The following is a 25,580-nucleotide window of genomic DNA, read 5'->3' on the forward strand; positions in this document are numbered from 1 at the left end:
GTGCCGCGGGTGGTCAGTGTCTCAATTACCTGTGGGGTAACCGCCCCGTGAATCCGCGGTTCCCGAGGAGTATGGCGCTGCTGGTGGCCGGCGCGCTGTTCATGGAAATCTTGGATGCCACGGTCATCGCGCCGGCCATCCCGCTGATCGCCGCGTCGTTCGGCGTCGAGGCCATCGACGTCAACGTGGCGATCTCGGCCTATCTGGTGACCGTGGCGGTACTGATCCCGGCGAGTGGATGGTTGGCCGACAGGTTCGGAATCCGGCGGGTGTTCATCGGGGCGATCGCGGTGTTCACGCTGGCCTCCCTCGGGTGTGCCGTGAGCACGTCGCTGCCGATGCTGGTGCTGATGCGGATCCTGCAGGGCACCGGCGGCGCCATGATGGTGCCGGTCGGCCGGCTGGCGGTGTTGCGGCACAGTGGCAAGTCCGACCTCGTCCGGGCCATCGCGCTACTTACCTGGCCGGCCCTGACCGCACCGGTGCTGGCTCCGGTGCTGGGCGGGGCGATCGCGACCCTGGGCAGCTGGCGGTGGATCTTCGCGGTCAACATTCCGATCGGCGTGATCGGAATCGTTCTCGCGATCAAACTCGTCCACGGCGAGGCACAGTCCACGGTCCGGCGGCTGGATTGGCCGGGCCTGCTGGCCCTCGGCTCGGGGATTGCTGCGGCCCTCGTCGCGCTGGAGCACATCCGGGTCTCGGGGACCGATTGGGGGCTGGTCACCGGGTGCGGTGCCGCGGCGGTCCTGCTGCTGGCCGGCGCGGTGTGGCGACTGCTCACCGCGTCGTCCCCGCTGATGCAGTTGCGGGTGCTGCGGGTACATACGCTGCGGATCACGGTGGCAGCGGGATCGCTGTACCGGCTCGTGATCACCGCGGTGCCGTTTCTGCTGCCGCTGCAGTTCCAGCTGGAGTTCGGCTGGACGCCGCTGGCCGCCGGCGTCATGGTGGCCGCGCTGTTCGCCGGGAACCTGACCATCAAGCCGCTGACCACACCGTTGATGCGTCGGTTCGGTATCCGGACCGTACTCCTGGTCAACGGGTTGGCGTCGGTCGCCTGTTTCGGCCTGCTGGCCGCGTTGCGGCCGGGGCTGCCGGTCGTCGTGATGGCTGTCGTCCTCTATCTGAGCGGGGCGCTGCGGTCGATCGGCTTCACCGCCTACAACAGCCTGGCGTTCTCCGACGTCGACGGGGAACACCTGACGCATGCCAACACCCTCAATGCCTCGGTGCAGGAGTTGGCGGCCGGGCTCGGCATCGCGGTGGCGGCGCTGCTGCTCAGCCAATGGAGCTCGTATTCGCTGACCTATCTGATCCTGGGTGCGTTGCTGGCGCTGACAATCGTCGAGACCGTGCGACTGCCACGGCAGGCAGGCGCCCACGTCAGCGGGCACCGGGTGTGACAGTGCACGCCATTGACACCGCGGGGACCGGGCAGCTAGATTCCTGGCCATGCTTGCAATTCTGGCCATTCCTACCAACTTAATGGGGAAGTGATGACCGCCGCACAGAAAACCGATCAACAATCCGGACGGGCCGGCAACTACGAGCTGAGCCACCTCCGGTCGCTGGAGGCCGAGGCCATCCACATCATCCGCGAGGTTGCCGCGGAGTTCGAGAAGCCCGTGCTGCTGTTCTCCGGCGGCAAAGACTCGATCGTCATGCTGCACCTGGCAGTCAAGGCGTTCGCGCCGGGCAGGTTGCCGTTCCCGGTCATGCACGTCGACACGGGTCACAACTTCGACGAGGTCTACGAGGCCCGCGACGAGCTCGTCGAGCACTACGGCGCGCGCCTGGTCGTCGCCAAGGTGCAGGACGACATCGATGCCGGTCGCGTGGTGGAGACCATCCCGTCGCGCAACCCGATCCAGACCGTCACGCTGCTGCGCGGTATCCGGGAGAACAAGTTCGACGCCGCCTTCGGCGGTGCCCGGCGCGACGAGGAGAAGGCCCGCGCCAAGGAGCGCGTGTTCTCCTTCCGCGACGAGTTCGGCCAGTGGGACCCCAAGGTGCAGCGCCCCGAGCTGTGGAACCTATACAACGGGCGGCACCACAAGGGCGAGCACATCCGTGCCTTCCCGATCTCCAACTGGACCGAGTTCGACATCTGGTCCTACATCGGCGCCGAGAAGATCAAGCTGCCGTCCATCTACTACGCACACCAGCGCAAGGTGTTCGAGCGCGACGGCATGCTGCTCGCGGTGCACAAGTACCTGCAGCCCCGCAAGGACGAACCGGTGATCGAGAAGACCGTGCGGTTCCGCACCGTCGGTGACGTCACCTGCACCGGATGTGTGGAGTCCACGGCCGCAACGGTTTCGGAGGTCATCGCCGAAACTGCGGTGTCCCGGCTCACCGAGCGTGGCGCCACCCGCGCCGATGACCGCATCTCCGAGGCCGGAATGGAAGATCGCAAGCGCGAGGGGTATTTCTGACATGGCAACGCTTCTTCGCATCGCCACCGCGGGTTCCGTCGACGACGGCAAGTCCACCCTGATCGGTCGGCTGTTGTTCGACTCCAAGGCGGTCATGGAGGATCAGCTGGCCGCCGTCGAGCGCACCTCCAAGGAACGCGGCCACGATTACACCGATCTGGCACTGGTCACCGACGGCCTGCGCGCCGAGCGGGAACAGGGCATCACGATCGATGTCGCCTACCGCTACTTCGCCACGGCCAAGCGGAAATTCATCATCGCCGACACCCCGGGGCACATCCAGTACACCCGCAACATGGTGACCGGAGCGTCCACCGCACAGCTGGTGATCGTGCTGGTCGACGCCCGCCACGGACTGCTCGAGCAGTCGCGCCGCCACGCGTTCCTGGCGTCGCTGCTGGGCATCCAGCACATCGTGCTGGCCGTGAACAAGATGGACCTGATCGACTGGGACCAGGAACGTTTCGAGGCGATCCGCGACGAGTTCCATGCGTTCGCCGCCCGGTTGGACGTGCACGACGTGACGACCATCCCGCTGTCGGCGCTCAAGGGCGACAACGTGGTGACCAAATCCGATGTGACGCCCTGGTACGAGGGCCCGTCGCTGCTGAGTCACCTCGAAGACGTCTACATCGCGGGTGACCGCAACCTCGTCGACGTACGTTTCCCGGTGCAGTACGTCATCCGGCCGCAGACCCACGAGCACGCCGATCACCGCAGCTACGCCGGTACGGTGGCCAGCGGTGTGCTGCGTCCCGGGGACGACGTGATCGTGCTGCCGGCCGGAAAGCCCACGCGCATCACCCAGATCGACGGCCCGAGCGGCGTGGTCGACGAGGCCTTCCCGCCGATGGCGGTGTCGATCAGCCTGTCCGACGATATCGATATCTCCCGCGGCGACATGATCGCCCGGCCCAACAACCAGCCCCGGGTCACCCAGGAGTTCGACGCCACGGTGTGCTGGATGGCCGACGCATCGTCACTGGAGCCCGGCCGCGAATACCTGGTCAAGCACACCACCCGCACCACCAGGGCCAAGGTGACCGGACTGGACTACCGGCTGGATGTCAACACCCTGCACCGGGACAAGTCCGCGACTGCGCTCAAACTCAATGAGCTGGGCCGTGTCTCGCTGCGCACCCAGGCACCGCTGCTGCTCGACGAATACAGCCGCAATGCCGCCACCGGATCGTTCATCCTGATCGATCCCACCACCAACGGCACCGTGGGCGCCGGCATGGTGTTGCGTGAGACCCGCCATGACATCGCGAGCCCCAACACAGTTCGGCACGAGTCGCTGTGCACCGCCGAGGATCGGCTGTCGAAGGGCCGCACCGTGTGGTTCACCGGACTGTCCGGCTCGGGCAAGTCCTCGGTGGCGGTTCTCGTCGAGCAGAAGCTGCTCGAAAAGGGTGTTCCGGCATACGTTCTGGATGGGGACAACCTGCGCCACGGGCTGAACGCGGACCTGGGTTTCTCGATGGCTGATCGGGCCGAGAACCAGCGCCGGCTGGCTCACATCGCGGCCATTCTGGCCGACTCCGGACAGGTTGTGCTGGTCCCCGCGATCAGCCCGCTCGAAGAGCATCGCGCGCTGGCCCGGCAGGTGACCACCGATGCCGGGCTGGACTTCTACGAGGTGTTCTGCGACACCCCGCTGGAGGACTGCGAACGCCGCGACCCCAAGGGCCTGTACGCCAAGGCGCGTGCCGGTGAGATCACCCACTTCACCGGTATCGACAGCCCGTATCAGCGGCCGAAGAACCCGGATCTGCGGCTCACTCCGGACCTCAGTACCGACGAGCTGGCACAACAGGTGATCGAGCTGCTGGAATCACGTTCGTGAACGATCATGAGTTGGCCGCCCGGTTGGCCACCCGGGCCGGGGATCTGCTGCTCGACGTCCGTGCCGACTTCGCCGATGCCTCGGCTGCCGAGCGAAAGGCAGCCGGGGACAAGCAGTCCCACGATTTCCTGATGGCCGAGTTGGCCAGGTTGGTTCCCGGTGACTCGGTACTGTCCGAGGAGGCCACGGCCGATGAGCGGGCCGACCCCACCCGACTGAGTGCCGACCGAGTATGGATCGTCGACCCGCTCGACGGCACCAGGGAGTTCTCCGAACTCGGCCGTGACGATTGGGCCGTGCACGTGGCCCTGTGGAGTGCGGGCGAACTCGTGGCCGGGGCGGTCGCGTTGCCGGCCCAGAACACCACGCTGTCCACGCCCGAGGTGGCCGCACCGCGTCCGTTCGACGGCGCGCCGCGGGTCGTGGTGTCCCGCACCCGGCCGCCCGCGGTGGCACTGGCCGTGCGCGAGGCCCTCGACGGGACGCTGGTCGAAATGGGTTCGGCCGGAGCCAAAGTCGCTGCGGTGGTCCGCGGTGTCGCCGATGTGTATGTGCATGCCGGCGGTCAGTACGAGTGGGATTCGGCTGCGCCCGTCGCGGTGGCCCGTGCGGCCGGCCTGCATACCTCGCGGATCGACGGCTCGCCGTTGGTCTACAACTCGGCCGATCCGACGCTGCCCGACCTAATCGTGTGCCGGCCGGAGCTGGCTGAGCGGGTACTGGCCGTCACGGCGGGGTGACCGCGCTATGGCATTGCCGGCGGTATCGGTGAAATGTCCGAAGGCGGAGGGCCGCTGGCGACGTTCGGGCAGGCGTCCTGGAGTTCGTGCAGCGCGGTCAGCGTGGCCTGCAATTCGCGCGGGTAACTGGCCCTGAGCTTTTCGGCATGGTCGGCCAGTCTCGTCACGCTGCCGCGCAACGACCAATCCTCGATGGCTGCGGCCTCATCGCGGATGGCGGCGACCGCGTCAGTCGCAAGGGCATCCTCGCGGGCCGCATCGGCGGCGTGCCAGGGCAACCCCTTGTGGCCGGCAGCCGGCAGGATGAATGCCAACTGTTGCGCCGCCTGATCCGCGTGGATGCAGTCGGCACTCGGATCTTCCCTGCGGACAGTCTCTTCGTGATACTTCGACACGACCATGGCCAGCATGATCGGTGCCGCCGCTGCCAGCATCACGAGTCTGACCTTGCCGCTCGACCAGTCCGCTAGTCCCACCAATGCAGCCTAACCACGGCCGCCCATCACTAGGCTCATCGAAATGAGCCGCCCCACGCTGCGCGAACTGGCCAGCCTCCCCGCCGCACCGGCCCGTCTCGCCGATTCCACCCTGGTCCTGATCGACTGCCAGAACACTTACACCCAGGGGATCATGGAGCTCGAAGGAGTGCAGGCCGCACTCGAGCAGACGGCCCAACTCCTCGACCGGGCCCGCAGTGCGGGCATCCCGATCATCCACATCCAGCACTCCGACGGCCCCGGCTCGCTGTATGACATCGAGGGGGAAAGCGGCGCGATCGTCGCAGCGGTGGCCCCACGCGAGGGAGAACCCGTGGTGGTCAAGCAGTTCCCCAACTCGTTCGTGCAGACCGATCTCGACAACCGGTTGAAGGGCCTGGGGGCCTCGAACCTGCTGCTGGCCGGATTCATGACGCACATGTGCGTCAACTCCACCGCACGTGGCGCCTTCAATCTCGGCTACGCCCCGACCGTGGTGGCCGCTGCGACCGCCACCCGCACGCTCGCCGGCCCGGACAGCGCACCGGTTCCGGCTGCGGTCATGCAGACGGCGAGCCTGGCCGCGATGTCGGATTTGTTCGCCATCGTCGTCCCGGATGCCGCAGGTATCCAGGATTAGGCGTGACGACGCGGCCGGGGCTCCCGCTTCCCACATCGGTGCGCGATGACTGAACTGGCACAATCCTGAGCATGCGGATGTCGGCGAAGGCGGAGTATGCCGTCCGAGCCATGGTTCAGCTCGCGACGGTCGATGATGGTGAGCTGGTCAAAACCGATGACCTGGCCAAGGCGCAGGGCATCCCGGCGCAGTTCCTCGTCGACATTCTCACCGTGTTGCGTACGGACCGCCTGGTCCGCAGCCACCGAGGCCGCGATGGCGGTTACGAACTGGCGCGGCCGGCCGGCGAGATCAGCATCGCCGACGTGCTGCGTTGCATCGACGGACCGCTGGCCAGCGTGCGCGACATCGGTCTGGGCGATCTGCCGTACTCCGGCCCGACGGCGGCGCTGACCGACGTCTGGCGTGCGCTGCGGGCCAGCATGCGTTCGGTCCTGGAGGAGACCAGCCTGGCCGATGTGGCGGCCGGGTCGCTGCCTGGCCACGTGGACACGCTGGCCAACGACTACCGCGATCAGGAACACGAGCGCGGCCATCGCTGAAGCCGGTCAGCCGCCGTACGGTCGGGTGATGATCTCCAGGTAATGCCCCGACGGATCCTGGAAGTAGACCCCACGGCCGCCGTCGTTGTGGTTGATCTCGCCCGGATGCTGACCGTGCGGATCGGCCCAGTGCTGCATGGCGCGGTCGCGGATCTTGCCGTAGATCGAGTCGAACTCGTCCTCGGACACCAGGAATGCGTAGTGCTGCGGCCGGACTTCCTCGTCAGGACCCACCTGGGCGTAATCAAGACTGACGCCGTGATTGAGAGTCACGGCGAGAAACGGACCGAATTCTTGGGGGCCGGGCAGGCCGAACAACTCGGTGAAGAACTCGGCCGAGACCTGCCGATCCTTGGCGGCGACGATGGTGTGGTTGAAGGTGATTGCCATATCAGTCCAGTAAACCGTTGGACGGGTCGCCCCGGCAACGGTGCGACACAACTTCCGCCGGATGCACCGTCGGATCCGCTCGCAGAGCTCAGCGCGGCGCCAACTCGAAGTACCCGTAGACGAAGATTTGCCCGTCGGTGGCGCCTGACTCGACTGGCGCGTCCAGCACGGCCGCCACGATCCGGTGATCGGAGAACCAGCGCTGTAGTTGGTTGTCGCGCCGCCACACCATGTAGAAGTTCGAGCTGTCGCCCTGACCGTCCAGCTGGTAATTCGATACCTCGCTTAGGTGGTCGTTTACGCTGTGCCGCAGTGCATCTCCTATGACATGTCCCTTTGCCGCGAAGAACCGCTCTCCCACGATGGCGAAGCCAGGCTCGACGCCGGCGACGAATGTCCGTAGCGCGTCCTCGGCCGACGTGCGCGCGGCCGCCGGCAACGAATCGATCGGATACGACTGCTGGGTCATCATGTAGGGCGGGATGTCAGCAAGCTCCGACTTCTGCGCGACTCGGTACTGGTAGAAGACATAGCCGCCGCCCGCGAAGGCGGCGACGATCAGCACGACCAAGATCCACACGAACATCGGTGCCCTCATCACATGTTGCCTATGTTGATGCCGCTGACGGGGTGGTCGCCCCACCTCGGGGTACCAGATCCCATCAAGACGCTCATCGGGATGGTGATCAGCGGTCCTCCTCCGTTCGGATTGGATTCCCATGGGTTCCGCAGGGTCACCGTGGCATTGTTTCCGGTGCCGCTGATGCTCTCGACGATATATGCGTGATTGTGCACCAACGGCCCAGCGTCGGAGCTGGTGGACAGGGTGACCGGCTGATGATTGGCCAGTGCCTCGGTGATCCTGGAGTCGATGTGGTCCCCGGTGCGCCAGGCATCTGCGGGAACCAAGGTGTCGCCCCGGTTGCCTGTCACAGCTTCCAGGGCGTCCTTGGTCTGACCGCCTTTGCCGATCGTGTTGAGCGCGTCGTTCATGTTGGACCCTGGTGCCTTGAGCTTCGCGTATGCCGACTCCATGACAGCCGGCCACAGCGGAGCGTTGGGATCGCCGTTGTCGAGTCGGCTGGCACCGTGCTTGTCGATGTTGGTGTTGATGTCGTCCTGCGTGACTGTGATGTGTTTCCACTCGTGGCCGTCCCACAGCGTCACGTCGAAATTGCCCGTGCCGTCGTCGTATTTGATGCGATCCTTGATCTTCTGGGGATTGGCGTTGGCGACAGCGCCCAACGTCGAATCGAGATAGCAGTCACCGATTTGGTCCTGCTGGATATCGGCGGCCGTCGGGTCGTGAGGAAACAGGTCCTTGTCTGTCCATTTGCGCTTCGCCGGATCACCGCCGTCATCGCCCGGACCACCGACATCGGATGGACCGCTGACATCGGAACTTGCTGCATGGATCGCCTTGGCCAGCACGCGATCTTGAGTGTCGAACTCGGCGAGCATGGTCTTCATCCGGACTGAGGCGTCAGCAGCGAGCGTCTGGAGTCGTATCGCGTTGACCGGGTTGAGTTTCGCGAACTGTTCCAGAGCGCTGCCAGGGCGGATGGACACCGTCCCGTCATCCGCCACCTGCCAACCCTGGCTCTTGAGCTGGTCGACGAGCGTCACCACGTTGGTGCGCGTGGTGGTCAGCTGATTGCCTCCGCCGGCAAGCACCGACTCCATACGACGCAGGGTCCCGGCCATTTTCTCGTGCTCGGCGATACGCCTTTCGGTAGTGGCGGAAGCCGCTCCGTAAGCGTCACCGCGCCAGCCTGCCGTCAATCGGGCGAGACTCGCGCGAAGCGTCGCAACCTGCTGGTCGACCCGAGTCGCCGACTGCGCCGCGTGTTGTGCGGCTTCAGCCAACTGCTCAGGACGTGAGTTCTGGACCGCGGAAACGGTGACCGTCACCGATTCATCGTCTTTTTCAGCGCAGCACCCGATTGAGCGTCGGCGTCGGTGTACATCTGGGCCGCGGTGCGCAGCTTTGTAGACAACTCGGTTAGGCCGCCTGACAAGCGCTGACAGGCCGATTCGAGCACCGTTGCCGCCCGCTGACATGCTTCACCGGTGGCCAGTGTGGACAGCGCGGCGCCCGTGTTACCCAGCGCCGAGCTGACCGTGAGTTCGGGAATGTCAGCTCCCACCTGACGGATATCGCTGGCTGCCGCGTGCAACGCGGTCGGATCTACCCCAAGCGTCAACCCCACGTTCCCATCTTAAGTCGATGCTGTGCCCGCGCAGCGCACCGATTGTCGGCACCCGGGACGGCCGCCTTCTCGGGTAGACCGTGATGGCGTGGGGGCAATTGTTCTGCTCCGCTGAGGATTTGAGGGGATTGTCATGCGACAAGGCGCGTCACCGGTGAAGTGGACTTGCGACGGCGCGAGGTGCCGCATTGTCCGCGCGCCCCGGCAACGGTGCAGGATGGAGCCATGCCCAACACCCAGATCCTGGCCGGGCCACAGGTGCGGCTGCGGCCACCGGTCGTCGAGGACGCCGAAGCGCTGTACACCCGGATCGCCTCCGATCCCGAGGTGACGAAGTATCTGTCCTGGCGCCCGCATTCGGGGGTGGCCGAGACTCGCCGTGTCATCACGACGTTGTTCAACGTCGGTGACGAGCAGACCTGGTTGATCGAAGTCGACGGCGAGGTGGCCGGGCTGTGTGCTCGGCGACGCCCGCAGCCGTACTCGGCGGAACTCGGTTACTGCCTGGCCCGGCAGTGGTGGGGACGCGGTCTGATGTCGGAAGCGGTTTTGTTGATGCTGGCCGACGTACATCTGGATCCGAAGGTGTACCGGGTCGCGGCCTACTGTCATGTCGACAATGCGGGTTCGGCCGGCGTACTGCGCCGGTGCGGTCTGTCACTGGAGGGAAGGCTCGCGCGGTACGCGATGTTCCCGAATATCAGTGATGAACCTCAGGACGTCCTGTTGTTCGGAAAGGCGGTGCGGTGATGGGCACATTCGATATTCGCGGGCTGCGACGTCCGGTGATCGTGGCGCCGATGGCCGGCGGACCCTCGACGCCGGAATTGGCCGCAGCCAGCAGCAACGCCGGCGGGCTCGGGTTCCTGGCGGCCGGTTATCTGACGGCCGACGCGCTCGCCGAGAGGGTCACGGCGGCACGCGGTTTGACGTCCGAACCGCTCGGGGTGAATCTGTTCGCGCCCCAGCCCAGTGCGGGTACCTCCGAGCAGATCCAGGCGTACGCCGGGGAATTGGCAGGAGAGGCGCGGCGCTACGGGGTGGCACTCGGTGAGCCGAGGTACGACGACGACGCGTGGGCCGCCAAGTTGGACGCGGTATTCGATCTACGGCCCCAGGTGGTCTCGTTCACCTTCGGCCTGCCGGGCGAGACCGAGATCGCCCGGTTGCGCAGCGCCGGGATCAGCACCGTAGGCACCGTGACGACGCTGGACGAAGCCTGGCTGGCGGTGAGCCGCGGGGTCGATGCCCTCGCCGTCCAGGGGCCCGCAGCCGGTGGACACCGCGGCACGTTCGATCCGGGCGCCTCGCCCGCATCGCAACCACTGGACCATTTGCTCGCCGAGGTGCTGGCGGCGGTGGACATTCCGGTCGCGGCCGCGGGCGGGCTGATCGGCGCCGGCGACGTTGCGGGCGTTCTGGCAGCCGGCGCGGTGGCGGCCCAACTCGGCACGGCGTTCCTGCTGGCCGATGAATCCGGTACTAGCCCCGTACACCGGGCTGCCCTGCAGAGTCCCGATTTCACTGAAACCGTTGTGACGCGCGCCTTTTCCGGTCGCTATGCTCGCGGATTGCGCAACCGGTTCATCACCGAGCACGATGGGCAGGCCCCGTTGGGTTACCCCGAGATCCATTACCTGACCAGCCCGGTGCGCAAGGCCTCGGTAGCCGCCGGCGATCCACAGGCCACCAATGTGTGGGCGGGAACCGGGTGGCGCCAGGCCCGTTCGGGTTCGGTGGCCGAGATCATCGAAGGGTTGACCCCGGACCGCTAGCGTTCTCCGAGGCCGACATCCTCGACGACCACGTCGCCGTCATCGGAGCGCACCGTGACCTCGGCGACTGCAGTATCGGGGACGGTCGTCTCGGGCACACGCACCTGGGTCGAGGACCCGGACTGGGCATGCACCAGATACGGCCCCCGCCCGGGCAGACCGATCGTCACATCACCGGTGCGGCTCACCGCCTCGACCTGCCGCGGTGCCGCGTCGCCGAAGTCGACGGCGATGTCACCGTCAGACGTGGTGGCGTTGAACTGTTCGGTGACCGCGATAGGGGAGCGGGAGAAGATCTCACCGTTCACAGTGTGGGCTTCGACGCGGCGGGCAGCACCCCGCAGGATGATCGGACCGTCGGTGGTGCGGGCGATCAACTGGTCCAGGTCCGCCTGTGCGATCACCGCGCCGATCTCCTGCTCGGTGCGCACCGTCAGCCGGCGGGCCTGCTCGGGCGGTACGGCGACCGTGATCTCGCCGCCCCGGGCCCATTCCAGGACACGGGAAGGGTTGCCCACTACCGCGATCCGGGTCTCGTCGCCGTCGGTGGTGACCTCGAGCCGGTGTGCACCACTGTGGGTGGTGTTCACCAGGCGCAGGTCCGCGGCGGCGTCCCGGGTTTCGCGGTCCGCAATGATCCGGATCGCGAAGGGGATTCGAGCGGTGTCGATCACGAGTGATCGCATCGTGCCCGGTAGGGCCTCGTGATCGGTGACGACGCGGACGGTGCTCACGGCCCACGCCGCGACACCCAGCGATGCCACCGAACCGGCCACGAGCAGCGCCGCTGCGGCGATGAGGGCGAGACGGAAGGCGGTGCGTCCGCCGGGGGTCAGCTGAGGCGGCGGGTTGACCGGTGGCGGAGGAGCGATGGTGGTCACGATGAAAGTCCTTCCCGGTGGGGATGTTCGGTCTAGGTCTCGAGGTAACGCAGCACCGCGAGCACGCGGCGGTTCTCGCTCTCGTCGGGAGCGAGGTCGAATTTCGTGAAGATCGAGGCGATGTGTTTCTCGGCCGAGCCGACCGAGATGTGCAATGCGGCGGCAATCGCCGAGTTCGTCCTGCCCTCTGCCATGAGTTGCAGGACGTCGCGCTCGCGCGGCGTCAGCTGGTCCAGGACACTGTGTCGGGCCGAACGGACCAGGATTTGTGACACCACCTCTGGATCGAGCACCGTGCCGCCGCCACCCACCACCTCGACGGCGTCGAGAAATGCCGGTACGTCGGCAACCCGGTCCTTCAGCAGGTACCCGAATCCTCTTGTGTCCGAAGCGATCAGATCGGCCGCGTAACGCTCCTCGACGTAGTGCGAGAGCACCAGCACAGGCGACTCGGGATTCTGGCTGCGCAGCAGGGCCGCAGCCCGGATACCCTCGTCGGTGAACGTCGGCGGCATCCGGACATCGAGGATGGCCAGGTCGGGGTGGTATTCGTTGACGAGTCGCAGCAGGTTGGTGGCGTCGGGCACCCCGGCCACCACCTCGTGCCCGGCGTCGGCCAGGATCCGCTCGATACCGGCCCGCAGCAGCGCCGAGTCCTCGGCGATCACGATGCGCATGGCAGCACCGCCGTCACGATCGTCGGACCCGTGGTGGGACTGGACACCGCGAAGGATCCGCCGGCGGCACGTACGCGTTCGTCCAGTCCGCGCAGGCCGGTGGCATTTTCGCCGGCGTCGACGACGGCGCCGCCTTGACCGTCGTCGAACACCGACACGTGCAGCACGTTGGCGCTGTCATCGAGGCGCACGGTGACCACCGCCGCCGATGCGTTGGCGTGTTTGGCGATGTTGGTCAACGCCTCGGCCACCACGAAGTAGGCGACCGATTCGACTTCATCGGGCAGCCTTCGGGGCAGATCGATGTGCAATGTGGTTGGTACCCCAGAGGTTTCGGCACGTTGCACCACCGAGGACAGTGCTGCGTCCAGACCTCGGTCCGACAGGATCGTCGGCGCGATGCCGCGCACCACGTTGCGCAGTTCGACGAGTGCGGCCTTGGCGTCGTCGTGAGCCTCGGCGATCAGCGCCTTGGCGGCGGGCGGGTCCGAATCCAGCTTTGTCTGCGCCAGGCCGATCGTCATGGCCAGGGACACCAGGCGGGGCTGCACGCTGTCGTGCAGGTCCCGCTCGATGCGGTGCCTTTCGGTCTGTGCCGAGGACACCGCACCTTGCCGGGCATCGGCCAGCGCGTTCACCTGATATTCCAGGGCCGCGGTGGGTGACGGCGACAGCAGCCATCGGTCGATCGCGGCATCCACGGCCGGGGCGAGCACCAGGATGGCTACCGCGGCGATGACGGCGACGATCGCCAGCAGCCACGCGATCGGTGGGGAGAGGAAAACCAGACCGGCATCGTTGTCGCTGTGGCGGATGGCGTCGGCGGCGGCCGGGCCCAGGAAGGCGAAGGACAGCAGAGCGAAGGCGAGGCCGGTGGCGAGCATGTCATAGGTCATCCGCAGGTAGTGGTGGCAGACGCCCTTCCAGAATCGGGTACTGCTGACGTCCAGCCACAGCTGATGCGCCCAGCCCTGGAAGCCCGTATGCGGTGAGAGTCGGCGGGGTGGGATACCGATTCCGAAACCGAACACGGCTTCACTGCGGGTCCGCTCGAGCCGTTCCACCCCGCGCATCAGGTAGATGAACACCACCCCGGCGAGCAGGAATCCGATCACCGACGGAATCGATGAGACCCCGATGACCATGATGGACAACGGAATCCAGAACCAGACGAGCGCGACGGCGGCACCGGTGATCATCGACGCGGTCGGCACGACACCGATGTTGCGCGATTTCGAAACGGGCCCGGACGCGGACGGGACAGGTGCGGGCAGGGCGGTTTCGCTGATTGCGACCATGCCTCCAACCTACGAAGTTGTGCGGCCCGGCGACACAGCGTTTTCCCCAGAGCCTGCTGGGGGATAACCACCCCTGTTCTCCGGCGATGAGTTTGGCCGGGTGGTCCGGTCTACCCGCTGTCACCCCTGAGACCCGAGGAGCAAACCATGGCCGTTCTGTCTACTCCCGACACCCATGCCCAAGGCCCTGCCGACAAGTCGCTGAGCCGGAAGATCGGAATAGGGATCAGCGGGCTCGTCGGCGCCTTTCTCGTGTTCGACGCATTCGGCAAGTTCACACTTCCCCAGCAGGTCAAGGACGGAACTGCTGCTCTCGGTTTTCCCAGTGGACAAGCTCTCGTGATGGGAATCGTCCTGGCGGCGTGCGTCATTGTCTATGCCGTCCCGCGCACGGCGGTGCTGGGCGCGCTTGGCATCACGGCCTACCTCGGCGGCGCGGTCACCGCCAACATGCGGGTCGAGGCACCGTTGTTCAGCCACACGCTGTTCGCGGTCTACCTCGGCGTGCTGATGTGGATCGGACTGGTGCTCCGACGCCCCGAGTTGCTCAGGGTCGCCGGGCTGCGGCGCTGAAGCCTACTTGGGTGCGGTGAGCTCCAACGCGATGTTGTCCGGGTCGCGGAACTCCAGGATGTAGGAGGGGCCGATGTCCTTGACGGGTTCGTGCGCGATAGCCAGATCATCGAGGTGCAGCGCGGCATCGTTCAGTTCCGCGAGGCTCCTCAGCCGGAAGGCCAGATGGTCCAGCCCCGTTCGATTCTCGTCGAACGCATCGCGCCCTACCGGGCGCAGGCCGATCAGCGTTGCTCCGGCGTCGTAGATCACCCCGCCGGACAGAAAACTCAGCCGAGCTCGGGCGGCGACGTCGGCGTCCTGGGGCAGCTCGATGAGGACCGGCCAGCCGAAAACGCTCTCATAGAACTGCCGGGACCTTTCGATATCGGTGACTGTGAGCCGCACATGTGCGACCGAGGACGTGGTGATGGCCATGGGGTTCATGCTGCCACCCGGACGTGACAGAATCCGTGCGTGCGCGTGGGTATGACGATGCCGGTCATGGAACCTCAGTTGGATGCGACGACGCTGCGTTCCTGGGCGCGTGTCATCGACGAAGGCCCGTTCTCGTCGCTGTGCTGGGGTGAGCGCATCGCCTTCGACAATCCCGACAGCCTGACGCTGCTGGGCGCATTGGCGGCGTGGACCGACCGGGTGCGGCTGGTCACCACGGTGGTGGTGCCGCAGCTGCACGATCCGGTGATGCTGGCCAAAGGCCTGGCCACCGGCGATCTGCTCAGCGGCGGGCGGTTGACCGTGGGCATCGGTGTCGGCGGCCGTCACGAGGACTATCACGCGGTCGGCGCTGACCCGGAGTCCCAGACCCGGCGGGGCATGGCCGAGCGGGTCGCGGTGATGAAGCGGGTGTGGGCCGGGGAGAAGGTGACCGAATCGGTGCTCCCGGTCGGGCCGCCACCGGTTCAGAGCGGTGGGCCACCCCTGCAGATCGGCTCCATCGGGCCCAAGACCATCCGGGATGCCGCGGTCTGGGCGGACGGCGTGGCCGGCACAACACTGGATCTGGATCTGGCTCGCCAGGCCGAGTTGTTCGACGTCGCCCGGACCGCGTGGGCGGCGGCCGGTAAACCCAAGCCGCACCTGGCCACCTCGTTCTGGTTCGCGATCGGTAAGCCCGAGGAGGCCCGCGCCCAGGTGCACCGGCACCTGCGCCGGTACATGAACTGGATCCCGGCCGAGTACGTCGACGCCATGGCTCCCATGACCGGGTGGGCCGGTACCGAAGAGGAACTGATCGAGGTGCTCGGCAAGTTCGAGGGCATCGGCACCGACGAGGTGCACCTGATCCCGACCAGTTCCGATATCGACCAGCTGCGCCGGGTGGCCGAGGTGGCCAAAGCCTTCGCCTGAGTTCTTCCGTCGCGGCTGTTTCAGCAAACCGTGAGCAAGATCATTCGGAAGCGTGCCACGTGGTCTGGGTCTCGAAAGTGCATGGAGCTTCCCGGTGCTGCCGGCAAGAGGAGTGCTGTGGGCGCCACCCTGAAACTTCGGGAAATACATGGTGAATACGCTTGCCCAGCAGTAGTTCACCTGTCGGTTACCTGCTGTTCGATTTCGGTGGCCCGCGTGCCGGGGTGTGACGGGCCGCAGCTGACGGGCTCCCGGGGTTCGGTCAGCTACAGCAAACCATCTCGGGCGCCTGGCATGGCGCGGCGTTCGCGGGGTTCTGGGACTAGCGTGTCAAATTGGCGTCGCCGTCGGGCGGCGGCGGATACGACAGTTGGGGAACTCATGATCCAGAAGAGCTTGATCGCCACGGCCTTGGCAGCGGGGGCCGTCGGTGCCGCCGTGACGCTGTCCGCACCGGCTTCGGCCGACTCCAAGGGCAACAGCACCGTCGGGTGCTCGCCGTGTGATCGCGTGTCCTCTTCGGTCACCGATGCCGTCACCGACGCCGCCAAGAGTGCGCTCACCGGCGGGGTCGACCTGCCGGAGAGCCCCATCGTCGACAAATGGACGAAGTTCCCCGGTGACACGGCTGAAAAGTGGGGCGGTTTCCCCGGCAAGACGGCCGAGAAGTGGGCGACCTTCCCCGGTAAGACGGCCGAGAAGTGGGGCGGCTTCCCGGGCAAGGTTCTGAAGAAGTGGACCGGCCTGGGCTGATGTGCGGCGGGGTTAGCTGAAATTTCGCTGATCCTAACTGTTCTCGCAGCGCAGCCCGCCCCCTGAAATAGACGCAGCCCGGTTCGGAAGACCAAAGGAGCTCGTCGCCATGGCTGCGCCCGTACGGCAGTTGCACCTCAACGCATTTCTGCGCAATATCGGCCAGCACGAAGCGGCCTGGCGCCTTCCCGAGACCGATCTGGCGGGCATCACCGACATCGCCCACTACATCGAACTGGCCCGCATCGCCGAACGCGGAAAACTCGACGCGGTTTTCTTCGCCGACCATCCAGTGCTCAAGGACCAGACCGAGTTCCGCCCGTTCGACGCCCTGGACCCGGTCACCCTGGTCGCCGCGCTCGCCGGGGCCACCACGCGTGTCGGGCTGATTGCGACGGCGTCCACCACCTACAACGACCCGTACGGCCTGGCGCGGCGGTTTGCCACGCTGGACCATGTGAGCCGGGGCCGGGCCGGCTGGAACGTCGTGACGACGGCGAACGCGTCAGCCGCGGCCAACTTCGGGGTGCCGAGTCACCCGGACCCCGCGGAGCGGTACCGGCGTGCCGACGAGTTTCTTCAGGTTGCGTTGAAGTTGTGGGACAGCTGGGAAGACGACGCGATCGTCGGCGACAAGGTGGCGCCGCGCTTCGTGGATCCGGCCAAGATCCATGCCATCAACCATTCCGGGGCATACTTCGACGTGGCCGGGCCGCTGGAAGTGCCGCGCTCTCCGCAGGGGCACCCGGTGCTGTTCCAGGCCGGATCATCCGAGCCCGGTAAGGATCTCGCCGCCAGGTACGCCGAGGCCATCTTCACCGCACAGCCCACGCTGGAAGAGGCCCGCGACTTCTACCGAGATGTCAAGGCGCGCGTCCGCCGCCATGGTCGCAACCCCGACCAGGTGCACGTCCTGCCCGGCTTGTCGGCGATCATCGGCAGCACCGAAGCCGAGGCGCACCAGCGTCAGCGCGATTTCGAGGATCTCACCGTGCCTGATTACGGGCTGGATCAACTCAGCGCCATCGTCGGCTTCGCGGTGACCAAGGACGATCTCGAACGGAAACTGAGCTTCCCGTCCGAGGACCCGGGCGACACGTTCATCAAGAGCCGGCTCGCGCTGGTGAAGCGTCTGGTCGAAACCGAGAACCTCACCGTCCGTGAACTGCTGCTGCGGCTCAGCAGTGGACGCGGGCACCGGCTGTTCGCCGGCACACCCGAGCAGGTTGCCGACACCATCGAGGAATGGTTCGCCACCGGTGCGGCCGACGGATTCAACCTCATCCCTCCCGCGTTGCCGTCGTCACTGGCCGATTTCGTCGACCATGTGGTCCCAGAGTTGCAGCGCCGCGGCATCTTCCGCGAGGAATACACCGGCACCACACTCCGTGATCACCTCGGTTTGGACCGGCCCGCCAACCGATTCAGTACCGACACGGATGCGGCCGTGTCGGCGGCGAGCTGACAAGGAATCCGACATGCGTAATCCCTTGACCCGCGTGACTCGGGTGATTCTGGCCGCCGGCCTCGTCGCGAGCGTGGTAGCCGCCTGCCAGTCGTCCGGATCCGGTGCTTCGGGTGCCGGCGGCCTGTCGGCCGACGCACCGATTCCGGTGGCGGTTCCGAAGGGCACCAGCCTGGTGGTGGCTGACGACGCGAACCGGCTCAAGACACTGTTCAAACTCTCGGGTGAGCAGGACCGGCTCGGCGCCGATGTCACCTACGCCAACTTCAGCAGCGGGCCGCTGCGCCTGGAGGCAATCCGTTCCGGCAATGCGCAATTGGGTCGGGTCGGCGACGTGCCGCCTATCCTCGCGCAGTATTCGGACGCTGGGGTGCCGATCGTCGGAGCGGTGAAGTACGACGGGAACGGGCTGGTGTTGGCGACTTCACCGGGTTCTGGCATCGCATCGCTGAAAGACCTGGCCGGCAAGAAGATCGCGATCAACGAGGGCACGGCGCAGCAGGCGGTCGTGCTGCGCAATCTGAAGTCAGTCGGCCTGAGCATCAAGGACGTGCAGCCGATCAATCTGGGCCTGGCCGAGTTCGCCGACGGCCTGCGTGCCGACCAGGTCAATGCCGCGGTGCTCAAGCAACCGGACCGCGTCCGCTACCTCGCCTCCACCAAGGGGGAGGGGAGCATCGAAATCCCCAATGCTCCCGGCGCCTATCCCGGTCTGTACTACGTGTACGCCAGCCGGGAAGCACTGTCCGATCCGGCCCGCGCCGCGGCCATCCGCGAGTTCGTCATCGCGTGGTACCGCGCCGAGCAGTGGCTCAACGACAACAAGCAGACCTGGATCGACGAGTACCTGATCAAGGATCAGAAGGTCAGTCCGGAGGATGCCAAGGCCATCGCGGCAGCCGACGGACGCTCCTCGGTGCCGGGATTCACCGATGGGCTGATCAACACCCAGCAGGAGACCATCGACCTGCTCCAGCAAGCCGGCGCGTTTCCCGGGAAAGAGCTGCACGCCAAGGACGAATTCGATTCCCGCTTCGCCCATCTCAACGCGACGACGGCGGGCAACCAGTGACCACCGTCCAGGCGGCCCCCGGTTCGACGGTGAGGTCAGAGCCGAATGCGGCCGAGCGCCATGACTATCCGCACCTGGAGCACCGATCGGGAACGCAGCGGCGGCGCCGGTTGGGGCCAGGTCGGGCGATCCCCGCGTCGCTGGCGATCGGACCGCTACTGCTGCTGGCGATCTGGATCGCCACCTCGCAACTCGGCATCCTTGATCCTCGCACCCTGCCGCCGCCGCTGGACATCCTGCGCACCGCCGGCGAGATGTGGTCGGACGGCCGGTTGCCGGCGAACATCCTGGCTTCCCTGAAACTGGCGTCGATCTCGCTGGCCATCGGAGTGACACTCGGCTTGGCACTTTCGCTGATCTCCGGGCTCAGCCGGATCGGGGAGGCCATCGTCGACGGGCCGGTCCAGGTCAAACGGGCGGTGCCGACCCTGGCCATCATCCCGCTGGCGATCATCTGGTTCGGCATCGGTGACACCATGAAGATCATCATCATCGCCACCAGTGTGTTGATCCCCGTCTACATCAACACCACCGCCCAGCTCAAGGGCGTCGACCTGCGTCACGTGGAATTGGCCGAAACCGTTGGGCTGTCGCGCAGTCAGTTCATCCGCAAGGTGGCGATCCCGGGGGCGCTGCCCGGGTTCTTCACCGGACTGCGGCTCGCGGTCACCATCTCGTGGACCGCGCTCGTGGTCGTCGAACAGGTCAATGCGACCAGTGGCATCGGCTATCTGATGACCCAGGCCCGGCTGTACGGGCAGCTGGACGTTGTGGTGGTCGGACTGTTGGTCTACGCGGTGTTCGGGCTCACCGGGGATTATGCGGTTCGGGCCGTCGAAAGGAGAGCCTTGTCGTGGCGGCGCGCACTGGGAACCTGACCGAAGAAGTTGCCGTTGTCCGGCAACTGAGCCGATCATTCGGCGGCACAACGATTCTCGATGCTGTTGACCTGACGATCCGTAAGGGTGAATTCGTGGCCCTGCTGGGACGCAGCGGCTCCGGTAAGAGCACGCTGCTGCGTGCACTGGCCGGCCTCGACCACGGCGTTGCCGGCGCCGGGGACCTGTTCGTCGCCCGCGACGTGTCGGTGGTGTTCCAGGATTCCCGGCTGCTGCCGTGGTCGCGGGTGCTCGACAACGTCGCGCTCGGTTTGTCGGGCCACGAGATCAGACACCGGGCGAGTTCGGTGCTCGCCGATGTCGGCTTGGCCGGGCGCGAGCAGGCCTGGCCGTACGAGCTGTCCGGTGGTGAGCAGCAACGCGTGGCACTGGCCCGGTCACTGGTGCGCAATCCCGCGCTGCTGTTGGCCGACGAGCCCTTCGGCGCTCTCGACGCCCTCACCCGGGTTCGCATGCACCATCTGCTCAAAGAGCTGTGCGCGAAGTACGAACCCGGGGTGCTGCTGGTGACCCACGATGTCGACGAGGCCGTGACCCTGGCCGACCGCGTGCTCGTGCTCGACGGCGGATCCTTTGTCGTCGATCGCGATCTCGATTTTCAGACGCCCGACGCCCGCACCTACCGCAACCCCGAGTTTGTCGCACATCGCGAGGCACTGCTCACCGCACTCGGAGTGGGGTAGGAGCCGAAACAGATCAGTGGTGACCCGCTGTAAACGGATCACCACTGATGTGAGGCGGTGTTCGGAGGCTTACTCCTCCTCGTCGCCGCCACCGGACCATTTGTCCTGAAGGTTCTTGGGGAAGTCGCTCCACTTCTTGGCGACGTCGCCGGGGGCGTTGGCCCACTTATCGGCGGCGCTGGCGGGGAAGTTGCTCCACTTACCGGTGATGCTGCCCGGGAAGGTAGCCCACTTGTTCGCCTGAATCTCGGTGGCGCAGGACCACTTCTCACCGCTGGTGGGCGCGTAGCCGTCCTCGCTGTTGATCTTGTCGACGATGTCGGAGCAGTTCGGTGCGGCCGCGGCCGGCGCGGCGAGTGCGAGTCCGGCACCCAAGGCTGCGGCGGCCACCGCCGCTGCGACGAGCTTCTGCATGCTGTTGTCCCCCCGATGGAATGCTGAAACGTTGCGGCAACTGTATACCTTTGGGGCAGTTTGCCAAAGGCTTTTGTTCAGCTGCTTCGGCGACCGGTTCCGCAGTCTGTTCACAGCAGGCAGGGCCCTCGAAACTGGCGTGTCGATGGATTCAAACTTTCGTTTGCCAAAACCGCACTGTCGGGTGAAGTGATGATCAGGCGGAGGCGTCGTTCTGCGACAGGTGTTCGGCCAGCAGTGCACCGGCGTTACGGATGTGTTGGGCCATTGCGGCCCGGGCATTCTCGGGGTCGCCTGCCCGCAGATGCTCGATGATGGCGCGGTGATCTTGGGCGGACGCCTCGGGCCACCCGTCCACCGCGGCGAAGAACTTGCGGGGCGCGTACGCCAGTGTCGTCTTGATCAGCCAGCGCATCTTGCGTGATCCGCTCAGCCGGTAGATCAGGGCGTGGAACTGATGGTTGAGCCGTTCCTCTTCGTCGAAATCCTTGGCAGCAGCGGCACGTTCGAGCGCATCCTGGATCCGTTCGAGCTCGTCGACCGTCTCCGGCGTGATTGTCGTGGCGGTGCGGGCGGCAAGTTCCCCGCCCAGCAGCGCCTGGGCGTCGTAGATGTCGCGGATGTCGTCGCTCGACAGGGCGGTGACCATGAAGCCACGTCGAGGCTCGACGGACAGGAATCCTTCGGTCTGAAGTTGCAGCAGCCCCTCGCGCGCCGGGGTGGCACTGACCCCGAGCTCGTCGGCGACCGCCTCCGGACGGATGAACTCTCCCGAATGCAGTTGCCCCGAAACGATGAGCTCGCGCACGTGGGCCGAGACGACGTCGGACAACCGCATGGGCGTACGTCTCTTCGCGTTCGCGGTCATGCCTCAGATGTCGATTCCGCCGCGCTTGACCAACTGCTTCGCGATCACGCCGCGCTGGATCTCGTTGGTTCCCTCACCGACGATCATCAACGGCGCATCCCGAAAATAGCGTTCGACGTCGTACTCGGTGGAGTAGCCGTAGCCGCCGTGGATCCGCACCGCGTTCAGCGCGATCTCCATCGCGGTCTCGGAGGCGAACAACTTGGCCATGCCGGCCTCCATATCGCACCGCCCGCCCGCGTCGATCCGCTCCGCCGCGTCGAGCAACAGGCTGCGTGCGGCATACAGCTTGGTGCCCATGTCGGCCAGCATGTTGCCCACGGATTGGTGCTGCCAGATCGGCACACCGAAGCTCTCGCGGTCCTGGGCGTACTGCAGCGCGTCGTCGAAGGCGGCGCGGGCGACACCTGTTGCCCTGGCGGCGACCTGGATCCGCCCGACCTCGAGGCCCTTCATCATCTGCGCGAATCCACGTCCCTCGACGCCGCCCAGCAGTGCCTCCGAATCCACGTGGCAGTCGACGAAATTGATCTCGCAACTCTCGACGCCCTTGTAGCCGAGCTTCGGCAGGTCCTTGGACACCGTGAAACCAGGGACCTTCTCCACCAACAGGATCGACACACCCTTGTGGGCGGGGGAGGCAGCCGGATCGGTTTTGCACATCAGCGCGACCAGTCCGGCCTTGCGTGCGTTGCTGATCCAGGTCTTCGACCCGTTGATCACATAGCCGGATGCGTCCTTCGTCGCGACCGTCCGCATGGCCTGCAAGTCGGAGCCGCCACCGGGTTCGGTCAGGGCCATCGTCGCGCGGAGTTCCCCGCTGGCCATGCGAGGCAGGTAGCGCTGCTTCTGCTCCTCGGTGCCGAACTGCAGCAGCAGCTTGGCCACCACGGTGTGCCCGCCCATCGCGCCGGCCAGGCTCATCCAGCCGCGGGCGAGTTCCTCGGTGACCTGGGCGTAGCAGGGCATCGAAACAGCGGCGAAGCCATACGGTTCCGGGATGGCAAGGCCGAAGATGCCCATCTGCTTCATCGCCTCGATGAGGTCCTCGGGGTAGGTGTTGGCGTGTTCGAGTTCACGGACGACGGGGCGCACCTGCTTGTCGACGAAGTCGCGGACGGTTTCGACGATGGCCTGCTCTTCGGCGGACAAGGTGAACAATGTGGCATCCTTCCTCAAATTCTATAGAAAATATTCTATAGAGCTCTTGTTCCGACGCGGCCGCGGACGGTGGGGCCTAGCGTTCCTGAAGTAGCAACCACCGCAAGGAGGACCTGCGATGCCTCTACCAAATGAACCGATGGCGGCGGTCGGCGAGTACATCGATGCGTTCAATCGGGGTGACGTGGATGCGTTGGCAGCGGCATGCGCAGATCCGATGCAGATTCTCGACGGAATGGCTCCGCATGTATGGCAGGGGTCGACGGCCAGTCAGGAATGGTGGCGTGACGTCCTTGCTGAAGGTGAGCATGTCGGTGCGTCGGGCTATTACGTAACGCTCGGCGAGCCTCGGCACGTCGATGTCAACGGGGACTGCGGCTACGTCGTCGTCCCGACGACGATGACATTCGACCTCAAGGGCCAACAGATCGTGCAGAACGGGGGAGTATTCACGGTCGCCCTCCGCAACGGTGACGACGGTTGGCGACTGACAGCGTGGGCGTGGTCGAAGGGCAGTAATAGCCCCGCGTGACCCGTTTACCCAGGTAGAGCCGGATTTTGAAGAGTGCCCCCGGCAGGATTCGAACCTGCGGCCTTCTGCTCCGGAGGCAGACGCTCTATCCCCTGAGCTACGGGGGCGCGGGCTGGAGATCAGCTGCGCCGATTGGGCTTGGATAGCGTAGCGCATGGGGGAGCGAATACGGATTCGGGGCGCGGGGACCCCAGACCATAGGATGGACCCTCGTGACCCCCGCTGACCTTGCTGAGCTGCTCAAGGCCACTGCCGCCGCGGTGCTGGCCGAACACGACCTGGACACCGCCGCGCTGCCCGACACCGTCACGGTCGAGCGTCCGCGCAACCTCGAGCACGGCGATTACGCGACCAACCTCGCGCTGCAGCTCGGTAAGAAGGTCGGCGTCAACCCCCGCGAGTTGGCGGGCTGGCTGGCCACCGCCCTGGCCGCGGCCGATGGCATCGCCGCCGCCGACGTCGCCGGGCCCGGCTTCGTCAACCTGCGGATCGAAGCCTCCGCGCAGGGTGTCATCGTCACGAACGTGCTGACCGCGGCCGCCGGATACGGCAACTCCACCGAGCTGAACGAGAAGGTCAATCTGGAGTTCGTCTCGGCCAACCCGACCGGACCCATCCACATCGGCGGCACTCGTTGGGCCGCAGTGGGCGACGCGCTGGGCCGGCTGCTGACAACTCAAGGTGCCGACGTCACCCGCGAGTACTACTTCAACGACCACGGCGCACAGATCGACCGGTTCGCCCGCTCGTTGGTCGCCGCGGCCAAGGGGGAGCCGGCCCCGGAAGACGGCTACGCCGGCGCCTACATCAACGACATCGCCGCCTCCGTGCTGGCCAAGCGTCCCGATGTGATGGGCCTACCCGCCGACGAGCAGCAGGAGACGTTCCGCGCGATCGGCGTGGACCTGATGTTCACCCACATCAAGGAATCGCTGCACGAGTTCGGCACCGACTTCGACGTGTTCACCCACGAGGATTCGATGCACACCTCCGGCCGCGTCGAGCAGGCCATCGCCAAGCTGCGCGAGACCGGCAACATCTACGAGAAGGACGGCGCAACCTGGTTGCGCACCACCGAATTCGGCGACGACAAGGACCGTGTCGTCATCAAGAGCGACGGCAACGCGGCCTACATCGCCGGCGATCTGGCCTACTACCTGGACAAGCGTCAGCGCGGATTCGACCTGTGCATCTACATGCTCGGCGCCGACCACCACGGCTACATCGCGCGACTGAAGGCCGCTGCCGCGGCGCTGGGCGACAACCCGGACACCGTCGAGGTGCTGATCGGCCAGATGGTCAATCTGGTCCGCGACGGCCAGCCGGTGCGCATGAGCAAGCGCGCCGGCACCGTCATCACCCTCGACGATCTGGTCGAGGCCATCGGCGTCGACGCCTCCCGGTACTCGCTGATCCGCTCGTCGGTGGATACCCCGATCGACATCGATCTGGCGCTGTGGTCCAGTGCGTCCAGCGAAAACCCGGTCTACTACGTGCAATACGCGCACGCGCGGCTGTCGGCGCTGGCCCGTAACGCCGCCGATCTGGGGGTCACCGCGGATACCGCCCACCTGGATCTGCTGACCCACGACAAAGAGGGCATCCTGATCCGCAACCTCGGCGAGTTCCCCCGGGTGCTCAAGACTGCTGCCGAACTGCGTGAACCACACCGCGTGTGCCGCTACCTGGAGGACCTGGCCGGCGACTACCACCGGTTCTACGACGCCTGCCGTGTGCTGCCGCAGGGCGATGAGGACCCGGGCGATCTGAACGCGGCCCGGCTGGCGTTGTGCGAGGCCACCCGCCAGGTGATCGCCAACGGTCTGGGCATCCTCGGTGTGACCGCCCCGGAGCGGATGTGAACGCACATCCCGCCGGACCCCGGCACGCCGAAGAG

General features: G+C 66.1%; 29 protein-coding genes and 1 tRNA gene. 17 read left to right on the plus strand and 13 right to left on the minus strand.

Going from position 1 to position 25,580, the window contains the following annotated elements; translation table 11 throughout:
* Positions 1–71: 71 nt before the first annotated feature.
* The 4 genes from ACZYZF_RS17635 (at position 72) to ACZYZF_RS17650 (ending at position 5,024) form a co-directional block, all read left to right on the plus strand.
* Positions 72–1,406 carry an MFS transporter gene (locus ACZYZF_RS17635; protein WP_463836374.1) on the plus strand — a complete coding sequence of 445 codons (1,335 nt, stop codon included), beginning with the start codon at positions 72–74 and terminating at the stop codon, positions 1,404–1,406.
* 93 nt (positions 1,407–1,499) lie between these two features.
* Positions 1,500–2,438, plus strand: a complete 939-nt coding sequence (gene cysD, locus ACZYZF_RS17640; protein ID WP_463746506.1) for a sulfate adenylyltransferase subunit CysD — start codon at positions 1,500–1,502, stop codon at positions 2,436–2,438.
* A 1-nt stretch (position 2,439) separates the two neighbouring features.
* A complete protein-coding gene (cysC, locus tag ACZYZF_RS17645) occupies positions 2,440–4,284 on the plus strand; it encodes an adenylyl-sulfate kinase (protein WP_463746507.1) in 1,845 nt (614 codons plus the stop codon).
* Positions 4,281–5,024 carry a 3'(2'),5'-bisphosphate nucleotidase CysQ gene (locus tag ACZYZF_RS17650; RefSeq protein ID WP_463746508.1) on the plus strand — a complete coding sequence of 248 codons (744 nt, stop codon included), beginning with the start codon at positions 4,281–4,283 and terminating at the stop codon, positions 5,022–5,024. The genes cysC and ACZYZF_RS17650 overlap by 4 nt, the downstream gene beginning before the upstream one ends.
* A 5-nt stretch (positions 5,025–5,029) precedes the next feature.
* Here the strand turns inward: ACZYZF_RS17650 and ACZYZF_RS17655 are convergent, their stop codons facing one another.
* Entirely contained in the window at positions 5,030–5,500 is a 471-nt protein-coding gene (locus ACZYZF_RS17655; RefSeq protein WP_463746509.1) for a hypothetical protein, read from the minus strand.
* A 43-nt stretch (positions 5,501–5,543) separates the two neighbouring features.
* Here ACZYZF_RS17655 and ACZYZF_RS17660 point away from each other — a divergent pair, with 43 nt between their 5' ends.
* Complete coding sequence (locus tag ACZYZF_RS17660; protein ID WP_463746510.1) at positions 5,544–6,140, plus strand: cysteine hydrolase family protein; 597 nt, start codon at positions 5,544–5,546, stop codon at positions 6,138–6,140.
* 71 nt (positions 6,141–6,211) lie between these two features.
* Positions 6,212–6,682, plus strand: coding sequence for an Rrf2 family transcriptional regulator (locus tag ACZYZF_RS17665; RefSeq protein ID WP_463746511.1), 471 nt, complete (start codon positions 6,212–6,214; stop codon positions 6,680–6,682).
* A 6-nt stretch (positions 6,683–6,688) separates the two neighbouring features.
* On the opposite strand, the gene ACZYZF_RS17670 is transcribed toward ACZYZF_RS17665, so the two are convergent.
* The 4 genes from ACZYZF_RS17670 to ACZYZF_RS17685 form a co-directional block, all read right to left on the minus strand.
* Positions 6,689–7,072 carry a VOC family protein gene (locus ACZYZF_RS17670; RefSeq protein WP_463746512.1) on the minus strand — a complete coding sequence of 128 codons (384 nt, stop codon included), beginning with the start codon at positions 7,070–7,072 and terminating at the stop codon, positions 6,689–6,691.
* Between the two features lie 88 nt (positions 7,073–7,160).
* Positions 7,161–7,670, minus strand: a complete 510-nt coding sequence (locus tag ACZYZF_RS17675) for a hypothetical protein (RefSeq protein ID WP_463746513.1) — start codon at positions 7,668–7,670, stop codon at positions 7,161–7,163.
* The gene (locus ACZYZF_RS17680; RefSeq protein ID WP_463746514.1) at positions 7,670–8,983 is read right to left on the minus strand and encodes a C2 family cysteine protease; all 1,314 of its coding nucleotides are present in this window, start codon (positions 8,981–8,983) and stop codon (positions 7,670–7,672) included. Before ACZYZF_RS17680 ends, ACZYZF_RS17675 begins: the two co-directional genes overlap by 1 nt.
* The gene (locus ACZYZF_RS17685; RefSeq protein WP_463746515.1) at positions 8,980–9,282 is read right to left on the minus strand and encodes a type VII secretion target; all 303 of its coding nucleotides are present in this window, start codon (positions 9,280–9,282) and stop codon (positions 8,980–8,982) included. Before ACZYZF_RS17685 ends, ACZYZF_RS17680 begins: the two co-directional genes overlap by 4 nt.
* 225 nt (positions 9,283–9,507) lie before the next feature.
* Between ACZYZF_RS17685 and ACZYZF_RS17690 the strand changes: the two genes are divergently transcribed.
* Both ACZYZF_RS17690 and ACZYZF_RS17695 read left to right on the plus strand, forming a co-directional pair.
* Positions 9,508–10,032 carry a GNAT family N-acetyltransferase gene (locus tag ACZYZF_RS17690; protein WP_463746516.1) on the plus strand — a complete coding sequence of 175 codons (525 nt, stop codon included), beginning with the start codon at positions 9,508–9,510 and terminating at the stop codon, positions 10,030–10,032.
* Positions 10,032–11,057, plus strand: a complete 1,026-nt coding sequence (locus ACZYZF_RS17695) for a nitronate monooxygenase (RefSeq protein WP_463836357.1) — start codon at positions 10,032–10,034, stop codon at positions 11,055–11,057. Before ACZYZF_RS17690 ends, ACZYZF_RS17695 begins: the two co-directional genes overlap by 1 nt.
* On the opposite strand, the gene ACZYZF_RS17700 is transcribed toward ACZYZF_RS17695, so the two are convergent.
* From ACZYZF_RS17700 to ACZYZF_RS17710, 3 genes are read right to left on the minus strand one after another with little or no spacing between them, the layout of a single operon-like run.
* Positions 11,054–11,938, minus strand: coding sequence for a DUF4097 family beta strand repeat-containing protein (locus ACZYZF_RS17700; RefSeq protein WP_463746518.1), 885 nt, complete (start codon positions 11,936–11,938; stop codon positions 11,054–11,056). The genes ACZYZF_RS17695 and ACZYZF_RS17700 overlap by 4 nt on opposite strands.
* Positions 11,939–11,970: 32 nt before the next feature.
* A complete protein-coding gene (locus ACZYZF_RS17705; RefSeq protein WP_463746519.1) occupies positions 11,971–12,615 on the minus strand; it encodes a response regulator transcription factor in 645 nt (214 codons plus the stop codon).
* A complete protein-coding gene (locus tag ACZYZF_RS17710; protein WP_463836358.1) occupies positions 12,603–13,913 on the minus strand; it encodes a sensor histidine kinase in 1,311 nt (436 codons plus the stop codon). The genes ACZYZF_RS17705 and ACZYZF_RS17710 overlap by 13 nt, the downstream gene beginning before the upstream one ends.
* A gap of 147 nt (positions 13,914–14,060) precedes the next feature.
* Here ACZYZF_RS17710 and ACZYZF_RS17715 point away from each other — a divergent pair, with 147 nt between their 5' ends.
* Positions 14,061–14,486: a DoxX family protein gene (locus ACZYZF_RS17715; RefSeq protein WP_463836359.1), complete on the plus strand. Its 426-nt coding sequence runs from the start codon at positions 14,061–14,063 to the stop codon at positions 14,484–14,486.
* Positions 14,487–14,489: 3 nt separating this feature from the next.
* On the opposite strand, the gene ACZYZF_RS17720 is transcribed toward ACZYZF_RS17715, so the two are convergent.
* A complete protein-coding gene (locus ACZYZF_RS17720; protein ID WP_463836360.1) occupies positions 14,490–14,903 on the minus strand; it encodes a VOC family protein in 414 nt (137 codons plus the stop codon).
* Positions 14,904–14,954: 51 nt separating this feature from the next.
* On the opposite strand from ACZYZF_RS17720, the gene ACZYZF_RS17725 reads away from it, so the two are divergent.
* The 6 genes from ACZYZF_RS17725 to ACZYZF_RS17750 all read left to right on the plus strand — a co-directional run bounded on the left by ACZYZF_RS17725 (position 14,955) and on the right by ACZYZF_RS17750 (position 20,708).
* A complete protein-coding gene (locus ACZYZF_RS17725) occupies positions 14,955–15,836 on the plus strand; it encodes an LLM class flavin-dependent oxidoreductase (RefSeq protein ID WP_463746594.1) in 882 nt (293 codons plus the stop codon).
* A gap of 381 nt (positions 15,837–16,217) precedes the next feature.
* Positions 16,218–16,589, plus strand: a complete 372-nt coding sequence (locus ACZYZF_RS17730) for a hypothetical protein (protein ID WP_463746523.1) — start codon at positions 16,218–16,220, stop codon at positions 16,587–16,589.
* Between the two features lie 109 nt (positions 16,590–16,698).
* Positions 16,699–18,054: an LLM class flavin-dependent oxidoreductase gene (locus ACZYZF_RS17735; protein WP_463836361.1), complete on the plus strand. Its 1,356-nt coding sequence runs from the start codon at positions 16,699–16,701 to the stop codon at positions 18,052–18,054.
* Positions 18,055–18,067: 13 nt separating this feature from the next.
* The gene (locus tag ACZYZF_RS17740; RefSeq protein ID WP_463746525.1) at positions 18,068–19,126 is read left to right on the plus strand and encodes an ABC transporter substrate-binding protein; all 1,059 of its coding nucleotides are present in this window, start codon (positions 18,068–18,070) and stop codon (positions 19,124–19,126) included.
* The gene (locus ACZYZF_RS17745) at positions 19,123–20,004 is read left to right on the plus strand and encodes an ABC transporter permease (RefSeq protein WP_463746526.1); all 882 of its coding nucleotides are present in this window, start codon (positions 19,123–19,125) and stop codon (positions 20,002–20,004) included. Before ACZYZF_RS17740 ends, ACZYZF_RS17745 begins: the two co-directional genes overlap by 4 nt.
* Complete coding sequence (locus tag ACZYZF_RS17750) at positions 19,980–20,708, plus strand: ABC transporter ATP-binding protein (protein ID WP_463746527.1); 729 nt, start codon at positions 19,980–19,982, stop codon at positions 20,706–20,708. Before ACZYZF_RS17745 ends, ACZYZF_RS17750 begins: the two co-directional genes overlap by 25 nt.
* A gap of 69 nt (positions 20,709–20,777) precedes the next feature.
* On the opposite strand, the gene ACZYZF_RS17755 is transcribed toward ACZYZF_RS17750, so the two are convergent.
* From ACZYZF_RS17755 to ACZYZF_RS17765, 3 genes are all read right to left on the minus strand, one after another.
* Complete coding sequence (locus tag ACZYZF_RS17755) at positions 20,778–21,122, minus strand: hypothetical protein (protein ID WP_463746528.1); 345 nt, start codon at positions 21,120–21,122, stop codon at positions 20,778–20,780.
* 196 nt (positions 21,123–21,318) lie between these two features.
* Positions 21,319–21,990, minus strand: a complete 672-nt coding sequence (locus tag ACZYZF_RS17760; protein ID WP_463746529.1) for a GntR family transcriptional regulator — start codon at positions 21,988–21,990, stop codon at positions 21,319–21,321.
* 3 nt (positions 21,991–21,993) lie between these two features.
* The gene (locus ACZYZF_RS17765) at positions 21,994–23,151 is read right to left on the minus strand and encodes an acyl-CoA dehydrogenase family protein (RefSeq protein ID WP_463836362.1); all 1,158 of its coding nucleotides are present in this window, start codon (positions 23,149–23,151) and stop codon (positions 21,994–21,996) included.
* Positions 23,152–23,269: 118 nt separating this feature from the next.
* Between ACZYZF_RS17765 and ACZYZF_RS17770 the strand changes: the two genes are divergently transcribed.
* Entirely contained in the window at positions 23,270–23,683 is a 414-nt protein-coding gene (locus tag ACZYZF_RS17770; protein ID WP_463746531.1) for a YybH family protein, read from the plus strand.
* Positions 23,684–23,717: 34 nt separating this feature from the next.
* Here ACZYZF_RS17770 and ACZYZF_RS17775 read toward each other — a convergent pair.
* Positions 23,718–23,790, minus strand: a tRNA-Arg gene (locus ACZYZF_RS17775).
* A gap of 105 nt (positions 23,791–23,895) precedes the next feature.
* Between ACZYZF_RS17775 and argS the strand changes: the two genes are divergently transcribed.
* Positions 23,896–25,545, plus strand: a complete 1,650-nt coding sequence (gene argS, locus ACZYZF_RS17780; protein WP_463746532.1) for an arginine--tRNA ligase — start codon at positions 23,896–23,898, stop codon at positions 25,543–25,545.
* Positions 25,546–25,580: the final 35 nt, after the last annotated feature.

It is taken from the genome of Mycobacterium sp. IDUB_24 (assembly GCF_055419385.1).

What these genes read in the sequence shown, in the direction of transcription:
- ACZYZF_RS17635 (WP_463836374.1), top strand. Translation starts at nt 72, where the DNA reads ATGGCGCTGCTGGTGGCCGGCGCGCTGTTCATGGAAATCTTGGATGCC.
- cysD (WP_463746506.1), top strand. Translation starts at nt 1,500, where the DNA reads ATGACCGCCGCACAGAAAACCGATCAACAATCCGGACGGGCCGGCAAC.
- cysC (WP_463746507.1), top strand. Translation starts at nt 2,440, where the DNA reads ATGGCAACGCTTCTTCGCATCGCCACCGCGGGTTCCGTCGACGACGGC.
- ACZYZF_RS17660 (WP_463746510.1), top strand. Translation starts at nt 5,544, where the DNA reads ATGAGCCGCCCCACGCTGCGCGAACTGGCCAGCCTCCCCGCCGCACCG.
- ACZYZF_RS17665 (WP_463746511.1), top strand. Translation starts at nt 6,212, where the DNA reads ATGCGGATGTCGGCGAAGGCGGAGTATGCCGTCCGAGCCATGGTTCAG.
- ACZYZF_RS17670 (WP_463746512.1), bottom strand. Translation starts at nt 7,072, where the DNA reads ATGGCAATCACCTTCAACCACACCATCGTCGCCGCCAAGGATCGGCAG.
- ACZYZF_RS17675 (WP_463746513.1), bottom strand. Translation starts at nt 7,670, where the DNA reads ATGAGGGCACCGATGTTCGTGTGGATCTTGGTCGTGCTGATCGTCGCC.
- ACZYZF_RS17690 (WP_463746516.1), top strand. Translation starts at nt 9,508, where the DNA reads ATGCCCAACACCCAGATCCTGGCCGGGCCACAGGTGCGGCTGCGGCCA.
- ACZYZF_RS17695 (WP_463836357.1), top strand. Translation starts at nt 10,032, where the DNA reads ATGGGCACATTCGATATTCGCGGGCTGCGACGTCCGGTGATCGTGGCG.
- ACZYZF_RS17705 (WP_463746519.1), bottom strand. Translation starts at nt 12,615, where the DNA reads ATGCGCATCGTGATCGCCGAGGACTCGGCGCTGCTGCGGGCCGGTATC.
- ACZYZF_RS17710 (WP_463836358.1), bottom strand. Translation starts at nt 13,913, where the DNA reads ATGGTCGCAATCAGCGAAACCGCCCTGCCCGCACCTGTCCCGTCCGCG.
- ACZYZF_RS17715 (WP_463836359.1), top strand. Translation starts at nt 14,061, where the DNA reads ATGGCCGTTCTGTCTACTCCCGACACCCATGCCCAAGGCCCTGCCGAC.
- ACZYZF_RS17720 (WP_463836360.1), bottom strand. Translation starts at nt 14,903, where the DNA reads ATGGCCATCACCACGTCCTCGGTCGCACATGTGCGGCTCACAGTCACC.
- ACZYZF_RS17725 (WP_463746594.1), top strand. Translation starts at nt 14,955, where the DNA reads ATGACGATGCCGGTCATGGAACCTCAGTTGGATGCGACGACGCTGCGT.
- ACZYZF_RS17730 (WP_463746523.1), top strand. Translation starts at nt 16,218, where the DNA reads ATGATCCAGAAGAGCTTGATCGCCACGGCCTTGGCAGCGGGGGCCGTC.
- ACZYZF_RS17735 (WP_463836361.1), top strand. Translation starts at nt 16,699, where the DNA reads ATGGCTGCGCCCGTACGGCAGTTGCACCTCAACGCATTTCTGCGCAAT.
- ACZYZF_RS17740 (WP_463746525.1), top strand. Translation starts at nt 18,068, where the DNA reads ATGCGTAATCCCTTGACCCGCGTGACTCGGGTGATTCTGGCCGCCGGC.
- ACZYZF_RS17755 (WP_463746528.1), bottom strand. Translation starts at nt 21,122, where the DNA reads ATGCAGAAGCTCGTCGCAGCGGCGGTGGCCGCCGCAGCCTTGGGTGCC.
- ACZYZF_RS17760 (WP_463746529.1), bottom strand. Translation starts at nt 21,990, where the DNA reads ATGACCGCGAACGCGAAGAGACGTACGCCCATGCGGTTGTCCGACGTC.
- ACZYZF_RS17770 (WP_463746531.1), top strand. Translation starts at nt 23,270, where the DNA reads ATGCCTCTACCAAATGAACCGATGGCGGCGGTCGGCGAGTACATCGAT.